Origin of the sequence: Acetobacter malorum (assembly GCF_001580615.1) — a bacterium.
Lineage (GTDB): Bacteria > Pseudomonadota > Alphaproteobacteria > Acetobacterales > Acetobacteraceae > Acetobacter > Acetobacter malorum.
Genome location: NZ_LHZC01000046.1, coordinates 1 through 18,294, shown reverse-complemented (window position 1 = coordinate 18,294; position 18,294 = coordinate 1). Strand labels below are relative to the sequence as shown.

At 53.1% G+C, this 18,294-nt stretch carries 15 protein-coding genes; 12 read left to right on the top strand and 3 right to left on the bottom strand.

Features of this window, described 5'->3' with window-relative positions; all coding sequences use genetic code 11:
• Nucleotides 1–252: 252 nt before the first annotated feature.
• The 6 genes from AD930_RS06270 (at nt 253) to AD930_RS06245 (ending at nt 4,736) form a co-directional block, all read left to right on the top strand.
• Nucleotides 253–1,038 carry a hypothetical protein gene (locus AD930_RS06270; protein WP_061505527.1) on the top strand — a complete coding sequence of 262 codons (786 nt, stop codon included), beginning with the start codon at nt 253–255 and terminating at the stop codon, nt 1,036–1,038.
• Nucleotides 1,039–1,423: 385 nt separating this feature from the next.
• Complete coding sequence (locus AD930_RS06265; protein WP_061505526.1) at nt 1,424–2,872, top strand: hypothetical protein; 1,449 nt, start codon at nt 1,424–1,426, stop codon at nt 2,870–2,872.
• A 6-nt stretch (nt 2,873–2,878) separates the two neighbouring features.
• On the top strand, nt 2,879–3,295 hold the full coding sequence (locus tag AD930_RS06260; protein ID WP_061505525.1) for a hypothetical protein: 417 nt from the start codon (nt 2,879–2,881) through the stop codon (nt 3,293–3,295).
• A 154-nt stretch (nt 3,296–3,449) separates the two neighbouring features.
• On the top strand, nt 3,450–3,851 hold the full coding sequence (locus AD930_RS06255; RefSeq protein WP_061505524.1) for a hypothetical protein: 402 nt from the start codon (nt 3,450–3,452) through the stop codon (nt 3,849–3,851).
• Nucleotides 3,852–3,918: 67 nt separating this feature from the next.
• The gene (locus tag AD930_RS06250; RefSeq protein WP_061505523.1) at nt 3,919–4,305 is read left to right on the top strand and encodes a hypothetical protein; all 387 of its coding nucleotides are present in this window, start codon (nt 3,919–3,921) and stop codon (nt 4,303–4,305) included.
• A 41-nt stretch (nt 4,306–4,346) separates the two neighbouring features.
• Nucleotides 4,347–4,736 (top strand): DUF4031 domain-containing protein, encoded by a 390-nt coding sequence (locus AD930_RS06245; protein WP_082781729.1) that lies wholly within the window; start codon nt 4,347–4,349, stop codon nt 4,734–4,736.
• A 40-nt stretch (nt 4,737–4,776) separates the two neighbouring features.
• Here AD930_RS06245 and AD930_RS06240 read toward each other — a convergent pair whose 3' ends face one another.
• Nucleotides 4,777–5,799 carry a DUF7007 domain-containing protein gene (locus tag AD930_RS06240; protein ID WP_061505522.1) on the bottom strand — a complete coding sequence of 341 codons (1,023 nt, stop codon included), beginning with the start codon at nt 5,797–5,799 and terminating at the stop codon, nt 4,777–4,779.
• A gap of 39 nt (nt 5,800–5,838) precedes the next feature.
• The gene (locus tag AD930_RS06235; RefSeq protein WP_061505521.1) at nt 5,839–6,846 is read right to left on the bottom strand and encodes a DUF7007 domain-containing protein; all 1,008 of its coding nucleotides are present in this window, start codon (nt 6,844–6,846) and stop codon (nt 5,839–5,841) included.
• Nucleotides 6,847–7,230: 384 nt separating this feature from the next.
• Here AD930_RS06235 and AD930_RS06230 point away from each other — a divergent pair, with 384 nt between their 5' ends.
• Complete coding sequence (locus AD930_RS06230) at nt 7,231–8,271, top strand: DNA cytosine methyltransferase (RefSeq protein ID WP_061505520.1); 1,041 nt, start codon at nt 7,231–7,233, stop codon at nt 8,269–8,271.
• A gap of 70 nt (nt 8,272–8,341) precedes the next feature.
• Here AD930_RS06230 and AD930_RS06225 read toward each other — a convergent pair whose 3' ends face one another.
• The gene (locus tag AD930_RS06225; RefSeq protein ID WP_156476883.1) at nt 8,342–8,944 is read right to left on the bottom strand and encodes a hypothetical protein; all 603 of its coding nucleotides are present in this window, start codon (nt 8,942–8,944) and stop codon (nt 8,342–8,344) included.
• Nucleotides 8,945–9,245: 301 nt separating this feature from the next.
• Between AD930_RS06225 and AD930_RS06220 the strand changes: the two genes are divergently transcribed.
• The 5 genes from AD930_RS06220 (at nt 9,246) to AD930_RS06200 (ending at nt 17,551) form a co-directional block, all read left to right on the top strand.
• A complete protein-coding gene (locus AD930_RS06220; protein ID WP_156476882.1) occupies nt 9,246–10,844 on the top strand; it encodes a hypothetical protein in 1,599 nt (532 codons plus the stop codon).
• Entirely contained in the window at nt 10,844–13,870 is a 3,027-nt protein-coding gene (locus AD930_RS06215) for a TraM recognition domain-containing protein (protein WP_061505517.1), read from the top strand. The genes AD930_RS06220 and AD930_RS06215 overlap by 1 nt, the downstream gene beginning before the upstream one ends.
• A 50-nt stretch (nt 13,871–13,920) precedes the next feature.
• Entirely contained in the window at nt 13,921–14,586 is a 666-nt protein-coding gene (locus AD930_RS06210) for a prepilin peptidase (protein ID WP_061505516.1), read from the top strand.
• Between the two features lie 530 nt (nt 14,587–15,116).
• Nucleotides 15,117–16,064 carry an FAD-dependent thymidylate synthase gene (thyX, locus tag AD930_RS06205; RefSeq protein WP_156476911.1) on the top strand — a complete coding sequence of 316 codons (948 nt, stop codon included), beginning with the start codon at nt 15,117–15,119 and terminating at the stop codon, nt 16,062–16,064.
• A gap of 68 nt (nt 16,065–16,132) precedes the next feature.
• Nucleotides 16,133–17,551, top strand: a complete 1,419-nt coding sequence (locus AD930_RS06200) for a tetratricopeptide repeat protein (RefSeq protein WP_061505515.1) — start codon at nt 16,133–16,135, stop codon at nt 17,549–17,551.
• Nucleotides 17,552–18,294 lie beyond the last annotated feature (743 nt).

The following is an 18,294-nucleotide window of genomic DNA, read 5'->3' as shown; positions in this document are numbered from 1 at the left end:
TTTACCTTGTCGAAATCATGGGTTTCTTAATTAAGCATGGCTGGTTTTTCTTATCATTACGACCGTAACGGGAAACTCGAACTGATAGAAATCCCCATGGGAACAACATGGCGACCATTGCGGCGAGGGCGTGATCGCACGGTGCGATGGCCCGTATATATTGAGGTCGTTCATAGCTCTGGCGGTCGCATCCCCAAAGCTTACCGGCAGGCAGGTGATCTCAACCGCTCTCGTAGGCGGCATTCCAGAATTATGATGTGGGGCAACCTTCTGAAAAGAGATTCAAGGCCTTTCACTCTTATTTTGCAGGATGACGACACAAGTATTTTCTCACAATCCGTGGGCTGCCCCATCTCCACCTCTGAGGAGGAATTCGGTCAGATGATGTTAGTGCATCATGAAATGGCCCATGTTCTGCTCAAGCACTCTCAGGAAAATCGTAGGAGTGGCGGTAGCGGGCAGGATGTTCTGGAAGAAGGTTACTGCGACGCTTTTAGCATGGCCCTGACACTGGCCCTGACGAAAGACGTTCACGCAGCCCGGAAGATGGCTTCCGTTAGGACTGACTACCTTGCCCTCCGCAGAACTTCAGCTCGATCAGCCGAGCTGAAGTCTCTTGCGCCAGGCGGTGGAGACTTCACTGCACGCTGCAAGGCAGGTGATACGGTCCTTGCTAGTCTGAATTACATTCTGTGCGGGGATGCTATGGATTACGCTATCAGACGATGGCTTGAAGAGCCTTGGGATGCCGACATCAATGCCTGTTCACTGGTGGCAATGGATTGGATCAAGGCCAATTCCTTAACAACTGAAAAGGCCAGCGATATCGCAGTGCAGACTATGAGCGATATCATTGCCGCAACGGGGGCAAAAATCTCCTTCACAATCAAGGCGTTTATGTTGGGCAACTTGGCGCGACAGGAAAGAAGATCATTGAAGAAGAAATGCGGCAAATCCCAACGGCATACGCCCCTTGGGTGGAAAGCGTCGGATAGAATGCAATCCATGTCCCAGCATGTTTGTGAGGCCCCCCAATGAGAGATTTTTGGAGAAACCCCCAGGAAGTTATCTGCCGAAAAACTTATCGCTGTGAAAGCTGTAATGGCCCTATAGCGAAAGGCGAGAAGGCCATGCTTTGTGGAGGGCGTTACTGCGGAACTTTTTGGAAGAGCCGTCACCACCCGGAATGCGCCCTGGCTGAGAATAAGCTTAACAGAGAACTCTCTGGCACCCCTTCAAGCTATGACCCCCCGGATGACTGGTCATCTCTGGCAAGTATCATCATGTCTTACCCGAGAATGTTAAACAGAGATGATATGAGTGAGATCCGGGTCAGGTTTCCCATTCAATGGGTCAGAATGGCGTTTCCTGGCCTCTTTTCCCTCATGCCGCCAGCCGAACCTGTAGAGAGCCTGGAAAGAGCATGACCTTCTATGAGTATCTGATTGCGACAAGGAAGGCCCTGTCTGCACTGACTTTGAGCGTCAAAGATCGTATTGTTTATTCGGAGACCCGCAAAGCCCTGGCACGGCTCTCCTGGATGTTGAAGCCGAGAGCTGGCGGCCCATCTTTGAGAGAAAAGCTTGAGGGGATAGAGGAGTTAGCACTTCACTATGAAGCCGTAGCAGGAAGCTATCTCTCTCCGGAGGATATTTCAGAAGGCCACCATGGCGATTTCGATTGCATGAACCTTCTTGCGTGGATGCCCATCGTTGAGAATTCTGGAGTGCCATTCGTCCCGGCCCGTGCGATTGCTGATCTGAGCGCCGCCGAAATGGGCGCGCTTTCGGGTGAAGTTCCTCAGTCACTTCTTCAACGACTGCGCATTTTCAGAATGATTTCCGATGTTGCTGAAAAAATGGGATGGCGAGGCTCCCTCTCCATCGCCACGGGCGAACACTCTGACCGGCTGTATGAGCGGGCTATCCAAAAGATCACGGACGCGATGGATACCGTGTCTGATAATGAAATGGTCCGATACGTGCGCTGTGGCGCAACTGGTCTCAAGGTTCTGGCCGGGGCAGGACTGGCTGGCCCTGCTCCTGCGCCAGTCACTTTCTCTCAGGATCTGGAAACTGGGCCGGGCTGGATACGAAACGGGAACCGGAGGCGCATCGACGTTCACGATCAGAGGATTATTCAATGCGCTGCTATGACCCCAGAAAACTACAGGCACGTTTTTGTTGCGCGTCCATGGGTGAAGACGTCTCGCTGGATGGTCGCATCTGATCCACACCGCAGGAATACGCCAGTACCCGGCCCCGGCGCATGGCCGGCCGAGTGGCGCGCATTCATCAAAGACGGCATCGTAACGGGGGTTTCGTCGTATTACTCCTGGGCGCATGACGGAGGGCAAGAAGATGCCTGCATGGCTCTTGCTGTGGAGCGTGCCGCACAAAAGATCATTGATACTGCTAAATTACGCCAGCAGCGCCCTGCTTTCTTTGATGTCGACGATTGGAAGTCATTGGCAGCGGGAGCAGATATGCCGGTTCGGCACCATCCGAATTTTAATGACCTTGAGGCTTATTTAGGCGAGGTTCCACCTGGAGGCTATAACTGCACTCTGGATTTCATCGAAACAGATCAGGGACCGATGTTTCTTGAGGCTGGGCCTCCTATCGTGCCGTTCGGCTTCCTCTCCGGTGCGCACCCCATTGGTTTTTCGCTTGGTATCCGGATGGAAACTTTTGCCTATCCGGATGTAAGCGGATATGCGCTCAGCACCCCCGCCGATCTCGATACGACCGATATCAATGCTGTGTCCAAAACCCCGCGCGAAGGGCATATTCTCACGGCACGTGAAGTAAATAAAATCGCGGAAGCGGGCAGTTCACTGCGACCGGATACCGCCAAAACCAATCAGGAATAACAGAATATGACTGACAGCGATTATCTCGACCTTATTGACCGCCTGAGCCTAAACATCACCGCGAACGAACGGGGGGTCGGTGCAATAGCACCAGATGGGAAAGATTTCTGGGGCGACAGTATCCGAGAATGCCTTCAGTGCGTGGCGGCACATTATTCGCCGGATATCGGCAAGGGCAAGTTCCATGGCTTCAGGATTGGAGAGCTTGTGGAAATAGCGAAACCGAAAACGCCCTTAATCATATCCTACGGAGGGCGCCGAGAAGGGTTCCCCTCCGATATCATCGGCAGGTTGGGAGGCGTCCGATCTTTCGATCGTCAGACGATGTCGTTAAAAACGGTCTGCGTTAGAGTGGATGGTGTGGACTATTGGGGGTCTCACCTTGAGATTAAGCCCCCTCAGATTTCCGGAAACGCCTCATGACCCCCCGATACGAGCAAAGATATGGGCGCATCGTCTAATCCAAGGACCAAGGCGCCCTGCCACGGCAAAACGGGATGCCGTCCTGAAAGCCGTGACCTTACGCCACATCTGGCAAATTCCCTGCAGAAACGAATTTTCAAATTGGGCATTTTTCATGACAAAAAAACGAATTAATGAAAGCCATGAGCAGCTTCAGCGGATCATAAAGTCCTGGGAAGGGCATATGTCTGACCGGCAGATAGAGATCCTGCGTCGCGCCCTGCTGCATGCAGAGGAGCGCGGAAGGCTGTCTGAGCGTGAAGCGATGGCTGCGCCAGGAGCCGAAATTCCCGGAGGGATCGAGAGGCTTGACTGTGTCAACATGAACATGTTGCTCCGCCGCACATTCAGTCAACGCAACCTTCCGCTACTTATCGCCGTGGCCGGTAGTATGCTGCGCAGAGGGTTTGCGATGCAGAAGCCCAATGTTTTCCGCAGTCATCCCGGATCAGATGTCGGCGAGGCCTCGCTGCCAGCGAAGGACGATGCTGCCCTTCCTCCTTCACCGGAGGGATGAATTGCCCACTCTTGCCACTACGCTCCCTTCCTTAAGGGCAGTCATTGTTGACATTAGAAATGCAGGAATGCCGATTTCTGCCATCGCGGAAGTCGGTCTGGTCGAGAGGCGCGAAGTTTATTCTTGGCTCCAATCTGATGCGTATGCGCCAAAGCAGGCCGCTCTGGAGCGGCTTCTTCTTGTTAAACAGATCTTCTCCGATGAGGCCGATGGCGCTTTGCGGTTATATTGCCGAGTGTGGAACCGTCGGATGTCCGGGAAACCGACATTAAAGGAAGCCCTTACCTCCGCCGATATCGACGCTGATCTGGCTCGGGAGGCGGTAAGCGCCCTCCGTCATGCCGTCACGAAAGAGCTGGGAAGAGAAAAACTCCGAAAAGACAAGGCTGTCTGTGTTTCGCCAGCCTCGCATTTGACTATCGACCTTGAGGCCTGCGCCGCAAGAGATGAGTGATTGGTAAGCCGCAGCGGCAACGACAGAGAGGATATACTGATATGAGCGTGTTTGTTGATGATGTCCGCATTCCATACCGCAGGATGTTAATGTGCCATATGTGGGCAGACACTGAGGCTGAGCTGCTGGACATGGCCGATAAGATTGGAGTGCCTAGGAAGTGGATACAAACTCCTCCCAAGGCGTCTTGGGTCCATTTTGACATCTGCGTCAGCAAGCGATCGCTGGCCGTTAAGGCTGGTGCCATTCAGACCGACAAATATGGCCCTGTAGAGTTCACCACCATCAGAAGGCTGAACGCATTGAAAGCTTCTGATGACGCTGACAAAGCCAAGGTGCAAGACAGGATTAAACGGCACGAAGATAAGCTGGCCACAATCAAGGAGATTAGGGAGAGCAAACTCCGTGGCCAGCAGGCTTCTCTGTTTTGAGTTGGAGAGGCCCCATTTCATCATAAGCCGGAGATCAGAATTACATTCCGGGAGAAGGCTCTCCTTCCGGGACGTATTCAGGATATTTCGTTGGATCGACCAGTACCACTCCCAGGTCACGTCCAGGAGACGCCGCCTCACCACCATCGTATATATCTGAATAGGGCATCACAAATGTCTTCTCTTGATCTGTGCCCATAAGGGTTAGATCTCCCCCAGGAACGGCCGTCACAATCATTAGACTGTCATTTCCTGGGGAGGCTCTTGCCTGCATCATTATTAGGTCATCAGCATGAGCAATCAGGAAATCTTCTTTGTCTCTCGCGAAAGACTCCCCAGGGAGAAGCCTTTGATCGTAGTGAGTCTCCCATGCAGAGGGGAATAGGTTTCTAAGGCCAGATTCCGCTGTTTTTTGCTGTCGAGGCGTATAATAATCGGGATAGATTGTCGCAACTCTCATCCAGTCGGTGCCAATCTCGTAAAATCCCTCTTTTATGTCCCCGAGGCGCAAATATTCTGGCATGTTTTTCTGGGCTGAACCCCGTAAAATATAGCCTCCTCCACCTCCTGTAGCTGCATATAAAATGTCGGGTCTCCCAGAGTTCGCATCCACACGAATAATGCGAACCTCATCCATTCTTTCTTGCGCGCCCTCCCAGGTCGCTTCGCGTCCCATATCAGAAATTTCATCTGCCGTGAGAGAATGGCCTCTGAATTCAGGTGTCGTAATCTGGGCTTCGATATCAGCGATAATTTGGCTCATTTCCCGCTTCAGTTGACCGACCCCCTGCTCAGTGGGGTCGAACCTTCTGTGAAGGGACGTGTTGAGCTCAAGCTCATCCTCTCCGGTTTTTGCTACTAGCCCGGTGATGGACCAAAACTGTGAGCTTTCTGGTCTTTGGGTGAAGAGCCGGGCCACTATCAAAACCCTTTCTTCTCCGCCCGCGAGGCGTCCCCGGCCTTCAATTGTCGGAGACCTTCTCCCACTGCCGGAAGAAAATCGGAAAGACAAAGGGTGCTCCGGCAACTGGTTAGAAGAAGCCTTATTTTTCGCGTTAAGCATAGCTTTTGCTCCTGCCCTCAAGGGGCGACTTAAAGTTAGTCACATTCCCGGAACGGGTGCGTGAGAAGGCTCGGGGTCATACTCCGCATGAACAATAGGATTGATCACGAAAATCCCGAGCTTGCGACCTGAGACGGGATCGACCTGGCCCGCTCGGTATTCGTCATAGGGAATAATGAACTGCTTTTCTTTGTCCGTGCCCATCAGGTTCCGGTTTTCACCGGGCACAGCAGTAACCAGGACATTGCTTTCATCCCCTGGAGCCAAACAAGCAGAGACAGCAATCAGATCATGTTCGTGCAATGAGAGGAAGTTGGCCCGGTCATTCACGCTTGACTGCCCAGGCTGTAGCTTCTGCCCGTAAAATTGCTCCCATGCCTGGGGATCCCAATGCCGGATGATTTCTTCAGCTTTTGCCAGATCGCCAGGCACAAAGAGTTCCGGATGAGCGAGGGCCACTCGTGTCCAATCACTGTCTTCTTCGTAGAAGCCAACATTCCCCGCCCCCAGCCTCAAGCTGGGCGGCATGCCCGCCTGCGCCCTCGCGGTCAGGACGAAGCCACCATGTCCGGGAGTGGAAACGGACATGATGTCTGGAGCGCCAGATTCAGGATCAACGCGGAAAACGGTAATATGATCCGGCTTGCCCCACGGAGTGTTCTGGAGTTCTGAAGCCCGGATTTCCTTCAAACTGAGCTTCCGCCCCAGAACTTCAGGGTGAAGTATCGAGTGTTCAACATCTGCGACAACCTGCCCCATTCTCCGCTTCAGGGTATCGTGAGGCAAAAGATCCATGCCCCACGCCCTTTCCAGCTTCTTGGGTGAACGTGGTGAAACGGCGTCCAGGATCTCCCAGACCCCAGTGAGATCTCCTGCTGCCTGTGGCCGCCCCACAACAAGGACCTGCTCTTCTCCGCCAGTGAGGCGGCCGATACCTTCCAGGACCGTCAGGCGCCCCCGCTCATCATGAACCGGTCGGAAAGACAGCGGGTGCTCCGGGCGTTCAATACGCGGAAGAGGTTGAGATGGGTTCTCGTGCTGCGACATGTTGCCGCTCTCCTTATTTTTTGAGCGATGATGAGGTCAGGGATGACAAAACGTCATGCTCCGGTTCAGTTCTGGAGTGATGCTCTGGTAACTTGGTAAAACGAGCTCCCTGCTCCACAGCCCTAGACATTCCAATCCCATCACAATACCTGAGTGATGAACTCATCTTATTCCTTGTGCATGCAAGCGAGAAGCTTTGTGCATATTCAAGGACATTTACTTGACTCAAACAGAGTTATTTCAAACTGTCCTTGACTATCGATTTCTCGTTCATATCGTTTCCTTGTGGAACCAGTCTATCCTTGACTGTGCATGGGTTTATAGAGCGGAAATCATCTAAAATTCACTCTGGAATTCATGGCCTGCGAAATCTGAAGAGGCCCCATGAGAGCTATTTCTCTTTTTTGCGGCGCTGGCGGCATGGACGTTGGGGTGCAAAATGCGGGCTTTAAGGTTGTGGCCGCCAACGAACTGGACCCATACGCGTGCAGGACCTACAAGGCGAACCATAAGAGAACCCTCTTGTATGAGGGAGGTCTCGACGAAAACCTTAATGCTCTGTCCAATTATAGTGGCATCGATCTTCTGATCGGAGGTCCGCCATGCCAAGGCTTCTCGGTCGCCGGCAGAATGGATTTGAGCGATCCTCGCTCCAGGCTTGTGTTTTCATATTGCGATGCTCTTGATCTGGTTAGGCCAAGGGCGTTCATAATGGAGAATGTCAAAGCTCTTGGCGCTTTTCAGAAATTCCGAAGCATAAGAGAAGAAATATTCAGAAGAATGTCTTCTCTGGGATATACAATTTCCATGGTTATTCTTAATGCCAGGGATTTTGGCGTTCCTCAATCCCGAGAGAGAATGTTCATAATTGGCTCTTTAACCAAAACCCGCATTGTGACGGCAAAGAGTTTCGAGGGCCGAAAAAAGAGAGCGGTCTGCGTGCGGGAGGCGATCATGCATCTGGGGCCAGCGGGTTGCCCCACAAATCCGAGAACGACTAAAGCAAAAATAACCTTGGCCAAAAGCCCCATTCTCAGGAAGTCACCTTACGCCGGAATGCTGTTCAACGGACAAGGTAGGCCTCTGAATCCTGACACTTGGTCCAGCACGTTACCGGCCAGTATGGGGGGCAACAGGACGCCAATTGTGGACGAGGACCATTTATATCTCGGCATGCCAAGTTGGGTTGAAGGGCTCCACCAGTCCTTACTAGACGGGCGAGGCATACGGGAATACCAAGAAGTTCCTTCGCGTCTTAGAAGACTAACAATAGATGAAGCAATAATTTTACAAACTTTTCCCGAGAACTATGAATTTATCGGGCCTAAATCAAAAATATTCACCCAAATTGGCAATGCAGTACCATGCAAATTAGCCCAGGTTGTAACTGAGGCCGTCAAACAAGAACTATTAGATCTTGCCTAACTAGCTTGCCAACGCTTCTTTGACTATCGGCGTAGACTTCCACCTTTGACTGGGACGCGATCAGGGGTGATCAAAGGCACCCCCACCCGCCAATGAGGGAGAGAGGGACCGTAACAAGCTCTTCGCCTGTATAAATGCGGCGTCGCGTGACACTGATCCCTATCACCCTCAAAGACTGTGGCGCCCCATCAGAACGAGGCTTATCCCAAAATCTGGCAAGTTCAGGCTGAACGGGAAGCCAAAGCTTCAAACCGCGCGACATTCTTTGTCCGGCCATGCCAACCACGCCTTCTGAAGACAGCGCCAGCCATGGGTAATCGCCGGATTTCCGAACGAACCCGGCTGAACTCCACCCTGCGGACAAGAAGGCTGGGCAGTCCTGTTCCTGAACCCCCAATTCCATTACCGCCCCGTCATCGCCAAGCGAGAACCGCTTAGAAACGGACGGTTTCGCGTAGATGACGTCGTAGGTATCTTTCCTGACGACCTCTAAGCCCCGCATCTGATCCAGTCCCGCAATCCACACAACCAAAGGATTGTCGACATCATTTGCCTCATGAGAAGAGGATGTCCTGATGCGCGGCATACTCCTTACTGTCGGACGATAATTTGCACGAGAAGGTGCTGGCTCAACATAGCCCGACACTGCTGCTGAGATCGTTTTGTCGTCCATTATCAGGCCCCGTCACAAGAAATATTGCAAAAAAAGCAGGTCATTTTCATGACTTTATAACTAACCATCACTTTACCCTAAATACTCAAGGTTCCGTTCGCTACACTCTCAAGGATAACGGCGAAATACCCGAGCAACAGGCCTTTCTGAAGAGAAGCGTAATGGTCTGGCGGGGGGTGTTTCAAGGGCTATGCGCTAGGTGTGAAGGCTGATGACCAGTTTGAGAGAGCAGATCCTTTCATCATTGAGATCTAAGGTCCTGGAAACTGACATTGTTCAGGATATTTCCGGATCAGCCGAAATGCCTATGATCCTGGCCATACGCCCCCGGAACGCTGAATTCCAGGATATGGTGGTTTGTGTTTGGCTGCAGGAGACGGCAGATACTCCGCCTCCTTCTCATCAGGCCTTACTCGATACAATCGGAGGTGATGACACCCTCCGGCACAAATTTTTCCTCTTGTCATCATTCAACAAGGATGAGACCCCGCTCCCCTCTCCTGAGAGCGCAACCTACGCAGAATGGGTCAGCGGAACATTCGAAGAGGTGGCAGACATTATCGCTCAGGGTCTTGCCGTCCCGTGCCGGGATATGGCCGAGAGACCAGTATCTAATCCGTTACAAGCGGCTGATGGCTCAGATGTTGGTCATAGCCATGCGCATGGGGAAGATATTGAGACGGGGGGGGATAATACATCGCCCCCGTCAGAACCCGATCTGCCACCCCTGGAGACCATCCCTCCCCTACACGCGCAGCAAGCCGAAACCACAGACTGCGAAGGCACCCCGCACCCTGAAGCTGCAGAGACAAGTGACGATAGGGAGAAAGAAACCGAAAGCACCGCTGCTCAGCCACTGGATGCAAACGACAGGTCCGCAGAGCAGGAACATCACGCCGTCAGCCTGCCGGTCGAGCAAACAGCGGAACACACCTCCTCTCATCTTCCGACAGATGATGTTGAACCTTCTGGGATAAATGAGGAGACCTTCCCCGGCATAGCCCCGTACGACCAGCAGAAGGAAGAGGGCGGCGCAACTCGGTCAGTAACGTCTGATGCGTCCCAGACTGAGCCTGTGACGCCCACACCTGCGCCTTCCCCTATGGAGGAACAGCATTTCGCACCGTCAGTCGAAGCAGTTCCTCAAGCTGAAGAGAGGGGGACCACACTTCATGAGGGCACTGTCTCTACCTCTCATGCGGATGAAGGCCAGCACGGGATAGCTGATGCGGATGAACCTGAGGCGGGCCACCACCCGGACACTCAGCCAGAAGACTATTCCGAAGAGGAGGATGAGGAAGACGACGGCCTTCCGGCCATGGGTTCTTTCCCATCCATGCCAAATGACGCCCCCTCCAGGTCGATCCCCGCCGGACAAAGCGTCACGGTAAATTCTGGCATCCCCACACTCTCGACAGGCGGCGCGCCCCCTCTCTCGTCATCCGATGCGATAATTATGGCTATGGCGGCGACTATGTCTGCGATCATTGGCGGCAGCCCCTGTATGTTCAGTGGCGTCGAGTATTCAATCCATGATCTGACCGATGCGCGCGGCATGCTCCCCGTCATACTCGTATCGGCTGCTCAGTGGGCATGCCCACTTGTCCTTAAAACAAAGGGGAAAGGTGGGTTCTCTTTTTCTATGCGATCCGCGCAGGAAGAAGACGGCCCGTCTCTTCTGGGGTTCGTTGTTACTGCCCTAGAGCTTTCATCCCCTCAAACATTTCTGATGGCGATCGCCGCCTCTCTTGAGCAGTGCGTTCAGTTCGGGGGTGATGGTGGCCGATCCCTCGATATGACGCCCCTGATGGAATCATTCGCCATGTGGGGGGATCATTGGGGGCTATTCGCGGATGATCCAGAAAACGAAGATTCTTTCCCGGCGGGTGGCGCAGAATAATGGCAAGGAAAGATTTCAGAGGCGCAGTTGATGGTCAGGAAATCCTTCCAGACCTGACAACCATCAATATCGAGACCGCTTCCCAAAAACGGAGAAAATGGTGGGGGCAGATCAGCAATCTGCAGATGCTGCAGTTTGCCACGGTTCTGATGCTGGTTTTTGTGCCCCAGACAGGGGTGGCCTGCATGCTATTTTCCCTGGTCCTCTATTTTATGTCATGCGGAAAGAGAAGCGTTCTTCCGCTGAAAAAGCCCATCCAGTCTGGCGAAATAGATCCCAGAGAGACTATCGGCGGGAAAGCGCGAAAAGCAGGCGGGATATTCTATCTCGGGAATGACATTCTGACCGGCGAGGAAGTTTGGCTTACGAACTCCGATGCTCGGCAGCATTTTACGGTAATCGGCACCACAGGCGCCGGCAAAACCGAGACGCTGATCGGTTACGGGGCGAACGCGCTATCCTGGGGGTCTGGCTTCATTTACGTCGATGGCAAGGGCGACGTCTCCCTCTTTGCCAAGACGTTCGTGATGCTCAGGAAGTTAGGTCTCGAAGACAACCTTCTAATCATGAATTTCATGAACTCAAGCCTTCCAGGGCAGACGGGTTATAGAAGGAAATCTTCCAATACGACGAACCCATTTGCCTCCGGAAGCGCGGCCGACCTTACTCAGATGGTCGCCAGTCTCATGGATGATGCGGGTGGTGACGGCGCCACGTGGAAATCGCGTGCCATCGACATGCTTACTGGCGAAATGGATGCTCTCTGCTGGTTGCGCGACCGCGGGATCATTGAACTGGACGCGGGTGTTATCTCGGACTTCATGACGCTGGAAAAGCTCATGGAGCTGGCCAGTCCCGACAACTATCCCGACATGCCGCCCAAGATCCGGAAAGGTGTCCAGACATACCTCAACTCGATCAACGTCGACATGCGCAAAAAGGCCATGGATCAGGAGAAGGTGCCTAAAGACCAGCACACTTACCTTCTGATGCAGTTCCAGAAGGTGCTTGGCACACTGGTCAAAGTCTACGGGTATATCTTTGAGACCCAGTACGGCGAAGTAGACATGTATGACGTGGTGCTTAACCGCCGCGTTTTGATCATCATGCTGCCAGCACTCGGCAAAGCCATGGAAGAGATCATTGCTCTAGGTAAGATCGTCGTCGCCACTATGAAAGGGATGATGGCAGCGACCCTGGGGTCTGTGGTGGAGGGTTCATGGGACCAGGTTGTTGAAAACCGGGTAACCACATCGAACTCACCAGTTGTCGTTGTTTTCGATGAGGTCGGCTATTACCTGGTTCCTGGCATGGACTTGATCGCTGCGCAGGCCCGAGGCTGTGGTTTTTGCCTGATCTACGCCAGTCAGGACTTGGACTCCATGGGGCGTATCGACCAGAAAATTGCGAACGCGGTAATCGGCAACACCTCCACGAAATTCTTCATGAAAATTGAAGATCCGAATTCGACTGCGGATCTTGCCATTAAGCGTGGCGGCAAGATTACAAGGGCGCGCGCCCAGACCTTTGATCGACGCGACCCCTCTAAAGACCAGTTTTTTATGGGCGACACGTCCAGTTATGAAGACATCAGCCGCGTCGACATGATTGATCTCGTATCACAGGGAGCAGGCGAAGGGCATCTGACGCACCTCGGCCAGCTTATCCGTATGCGGGCATTTTACGCGGCTCCCGAACGAACCGTTGATCTGAAGAAAATCCGGCTCTCTGCGAACTATTTCATACCGGTCCCACGCCCCAGCCCTACAGATCTGCAGATAAACATCCGTTCCCCGCAAATCCTTGCTCAACTGCTTGCTGATGATCAGATCAGCAAGATGAAGGAAGCCTCCCGAGAGGCCCTGCAAAACATGCAGGGATATCGAGAAGAAGACCTCCGCACTTCTGATGACCCTGAAGATCAGTCAGATGATGGTCAGGATGAGTCCAGCTCTTTCATGCGTGACGATATCTTGGACCTCGCATGCGCCGTGAACCCGGAGGGTGGTACCAGCCGCCCTCTTATCGAGATCGCTTGTTCGGCTATCGCATATATGGTCATGAAGCGCGATGAAGCCTTTGGCGCTCCTGATGAGACAGCCGTAGCTGCGCCGCCCGTTGCCAGTGGAGACTGGACGAGCGCTGGACGGAGCAGCCGGGGCATGGGCAGCTATGATCGTCAGACCTCACGCGGCTACGGTGATATGCCACCACGTCGCGGGGGTATGGGCACAGACCATTATTCTCCGCCACCTAGCTTTGACACCTGGGAAACTGCGGCTGATACGGCAAAACCCAATACGCCTCATGAGGCTACGGTCGACGAGAAACATATTCCTTTCGACGACGGTAGCAAACTCACGGCCAACCCATCAATCATGCAGGGCCTGGCAGACGCCAACAGGATTGGAGAATTGCTGCGGGACGACGATCAGGAAGACAAAGAGGAGGCGGCCGCCGAGACAAGCCAGAGCGGCGACGTGACTGGCGTCCCGGAAAATCCGGACGAAGACCTTGCCTGGGGCGGCACTTCGGCAGCGACTGAAGAAGGTGCGGAGACCAATAGCGATGGTGGCTCTTCAATGCTCGACGACCTGTTCTCATCTGAGCAGGGCGCGAGTAATTTCGGCGAGGCACCGGGAGAGAGCGAAGGGGAAATTGAGGACCATCCGAGTGCGAGTGGCGCGGCTGAGTATCCTCCGCCGGAGGAAGAAGATGAGGATACAGGGTTCTCTGAATCGGACACATATCAGGAAGAATATGAGCCTGAATCAGATGAAGATCAGGCAGAGGATGGGGAAAGAGTAGCCTCTTCAGAGGAGACCACCTCCAAGGACACTGGTGCATCCGAAGAAGATCCCGCCAGTGAACATCAGGGGACAGACAGCCCGGCCCAGCCATCTACTCCCGCCGGGAAAGAGCCGATTGTCAAAGTTGAGCAGAAGAAGACTGAGGAACAGGTGGAGGTCACCGCCAATGCTGAGGGCGGAATGCTTTCTCTGTTCGGAGATGATGACGACGAATAAGCGCGCTCGCTTGCAAATCACCTCCCTCCCTCAAGACCGCATGGTGAACAATGATAACCGACCACACAACACTCGTTATATTCACATTCTTCTGGGCACTTTTCGCGCCGTTTATGATCAATGCTGCCGTTCTTTGGCTTCCTGTGGTGGGTGATATCAGGCCGGCCCCCATGCATCTGGCGGGCCAGAGAACATTGATTTTCTTAGGCATAGTGACCATAGCCATTACCGGAGGGGTTCGTGCCTTCCTGATGTCTGCCCCCTCCTTAGTGGTCTGTATGGAGATTATCGGGCTAACGTTCGCTCTCACGCTTGCCCTGCTTGATCTACAGGACAGATGGTTGCCCGGATATCTCACCGTGCCCATGCTTCTTCTTGGCCTTCTGAGCGCGCAGATCAGTGAGATCACCAGCGCTTCCATCTATGGTGCTATGGCATTCTGGTTTGGCATAACACTGACAATGGTCATTCATTCCATCATCGCCAAGCGTAACTTCATGTCCGGTGGGGACATGACGATGGCAGCAGCATGTGGCGCATGGATTGGTATTGATAAATTTGCCGTCTTCGTAGGGCTGGTTGGAATGTCTCACCTCGCATTCTGCCTCCTTTCATATAAATTTGGAGCTGACCAGAAAGGTGAGGCAAACCCGGAAGGTCTCCCATTGGGGCCCGCTCTGGCCCTTACGATGTTAGTGCTGACTATATTCCATTAATCTGATCCTTATCTTGAGATGAGGCTTTAGATGCGCCTGCCTATCTCTCCGGCGGCCGCTCTGGCCTTGAATACCATGAATTTTATCCATGGTTCCAATCATCACATGATGGACAAAAACCATATTTTCCTTGATATGGACATGTTGGTTTTGCTTCGCGCCTAGGCTGGCGAGGGCGGAATGTATGGCTTTAGATCTTCCAAAATCCAAAAGGACAGTATGTCTTGAATGAACATGCCAATTTTCGAGGGATAGGGATTAACCCCGCTCAAAAGGTTGACGATGGATCTTATATCGGCGGAGGGGCCTGCACCCCTGACCTGTCAAACGAAGTGACTGATGGTGGGAGCGTTGCGCCCCGAAATGGTCTTAAGTCGCCTTCAAATCTCGACGTAACCGCGGGCGCAGCCCAACAAACAGATGCGGCCCCCGTTGTCCACGACGGTGCGATTTTTACGCCGATAGGAGGCGGAAAGGTCGGCAGAGAAGGTGCACCATCCATCACTGGAGATATGGATGGGGTCACGGTCATGAAAAATCTTGGCCTTACCCCCATTCAGGGTGAAAAATTCGCACACCAGGCTCGCGTATCCTCCCCGCAAATGGACGATATCCTCGGCCTTGGCTGGCCTGTGCTCGACCATGGCTTTGTGCGTGTCGTCGACTATATGGGTAATGAAGGTGCAATCGTGCAGGCTGCACGCGTCTCGTATGGCATAGGAACGCAAAGCGTCTACGAAGATCGCGGCCTCCTCCGCTATCTGATGCGGCATCGCCATTCCAGTCCATTCGAGATGTGCGAAATCAAGTTCCACATCAAGTTGCCGATCTTCATTGCCCGGCAGTGGATACGGCACAGAATGGCCAGCGTGAATGAATACTCGGCCCGCTACTCAATCCTTGCCAACGAATTCTACCTGCCTGCACCGGAGCACATCGCCACTCAGAGCAAGAGCAACAAGCAGGGCCGTGGTGAAAGGGTTGCGCCTGAAGTGGCTCTGGAGGTTATCGACCTCCTCAAAGCTGACGCTGAGCGAAATTACAAGAACTACGAGGATATGATTAATCCTGAAGGCGACAAGCAGCTTGCACGCGAACTCGCAAGGATCAATCTCACTCTGAACACCTACACAGAATGGTACTGGAAGATCGACCTCCATAACCTTCTGCACTTCCTCAGATTGCGTGTGGATGGTCACGCTCAATTTGAGATCCGTGCTTATGCTGAGGTTATCCTGAAAATTCTTATGGCATGGGCGCCTAATGTGCATGAGGCCTGGGAGGATTATGCGTTCTATGCTCATACATTCTCCCGGCAGGAGATGAGTGTTGTTCGGCTGATCACAGAGATTGCCGTTAACGCGGGCCTCACCCGTCCTGAGGTCCTCGATATGGCTAGGGAGAACGGACTGTCTAGCCGGGAAGTGCGCATCTTTGCAGATGCAGTTTTCTCGGACCCAAAAATGGTTACGGCATGACAGGGAAAACATCTACAGCCAGATCACCGGCTGCAGAGGCTGCCATCAAGGCCCATCGAGCAAAGGATATGACGGAGGCTCTTCGCCTATACCGGTCTGAGCTGGAACTGAACCCTGATGATGCTCTTATCCTGAGCAACTATGGCGCGGCCCTGTCTGAAACGAACGATTTCCAAGGCTCCCTCACTGCACTGAAACGTGCAGTGAGGGTGGCCCCGGAAATGGCAGACGCTTGGTGCAACCTGGGGAACACTCTTACGCACCTCCAGGACTATCGCGGCGCCGTCCAGGCTTATCAGCAGTCCGTCAAGCTGAATGGCAACCATCCACTAGCGATCAGCAATCTGGCATTCGCTATAGACCAGCTTGGGGACAACCCTGCCCTCGCCAGAAAACTCCATAAAATGGCAGTCAGGCTCGACCCGGAGAATGAGCAGACCAGGACCAACAACGCCCTCTCACTTCTGAGAGAAGGTAATTATCTGGAGGGGTTCAGAGAATACGAGTGGCGCTGGACAACCTACAGAAAGCGCCTTGGCCTCACTGTGCCCACATGGCAGGGCGAAAGCATGCCCGGTGGAACGCTGTTCGTGACCACGGAGGGCGGTTACGGCGACATGATTCAGTTTTGTCGCTTCCTGCCTCAGGCTGAAATAGTCAGTTCTGGGAATGTGGTTCTCACCGCGCGCGCGGAACTTCTCTCTCTGCTGCGACACTCATTCCCGACATTTACGATCATTGAAGAGAAAGGTGATATAGAACCTGCCCACGGGCAAAAGTCGGGCATGGGTCAATCTCTGGCGCAAGTGTCCGTAATGAGCCTGCCTTTCGCCCTGGGCGCAACGATTGATTCCATCCCCATGGCCGGAGGGTATCTAGCCCCGCCCCCCGTTGTCATAGCAGAATGGAAGAAGCTGCAGGCTGAGGCTTTGCTTAAAGAATTTGGAGCTGAAGCGGAGGAAAGGCTCAAAAAATCTCTGCATATCGGCCTGGTATGGGCTGGAGGCGCGCATAGCGAGGTTAGGGAAGCCGAACTGGCCAATAGGCGGCGCTCAACAGATCTCTCTACATTCACCAAGCTCGCGCAGTACGTTCCAGATTCAGTGTTTTACAGTCTTCAGGTTGGTGACAAAGCAGATCAGGCACTCTCCCCGCCTGCCAAGATGCGAATGATCGATCTTACCGGGCACATACAGGACTTCAGCGATACGGCTGGGCTGATAGCTAATCTGGATGTCGTCGTCGCTGTTGACACCTCTACTGCGCATCTTGCAGCGGCCATGGGCAAGCCAGTAATCATGCTCTCCCGTTACGATCAATGCTGGCGCTGGTTGCGCGGCAAGGTCGAGACACCATGGTATGAGACCATGCGCATATTCCAGCAACCCGCTCCATTTGATTGGTCCGAACCGGTAAATTGCGCCGGTCGAGCGCTGAAGAAAATGCGCAAGGCCAAATCACAAGGAAAAGTCTTAATAACCTGTTGACAGACCATGCTGTCGCTGGCAAAAAGCCTCTCAACGACAAAGGGGCGATATGTTGACCCCGAGAGAACAACTCATGGAAGGTTGAGATATACTGTTCGTAAATCCTGTACAAAGTTCAGTATTAATTCTCTCATGTCACTAAAGCGCCGCTTCTCGCGGCGTTTTTTTATGACTCGTTCGCTCAGAAATCGATACAGCACCCTATCTCCAGCGACGTCCCTGTTATCACAGGGACGTCTGCCTCATGGAATCACAAAAGTGCTTGGCGCTTTATAGGTTGCATTGAGGCGCGCGGCTCAGCGAGGCCAAATAATGGGATTTCCGGAATTAAGGCTAAACGCCGAATTGAGTCTTGGTTCCACGCTGAGGTGGCTGCTGAGGAACACTTTGAGGGGAACGGGAATTCCTCACAATTCACTTCTGGACCTCTATGCGAACAAAAACTGCATTCAACCGCCAGCTTTCCCTCGACCGTGACAAGGGAAAGCCTATCCTGTGTTTCGCAACAAGGGCATTTTTCTATTTTTGCTTTCATATTTTTACACACAATCATTCATCCTATGAAGTTTCGATTTTACCAAGACGTTGCAACGTAACAACTCCACTAAGAAAACGGCAAGGATAAAGTAGCGCCTTGCTATATCAAGGAATAACGGTTCCATGGCAGTGGTTAAGACGGCTCCCCACGTAAGTAAGAGAAGCCGTCCAAATTTTAGAAGTTAACCTTGGCGTGCGCCTGGATG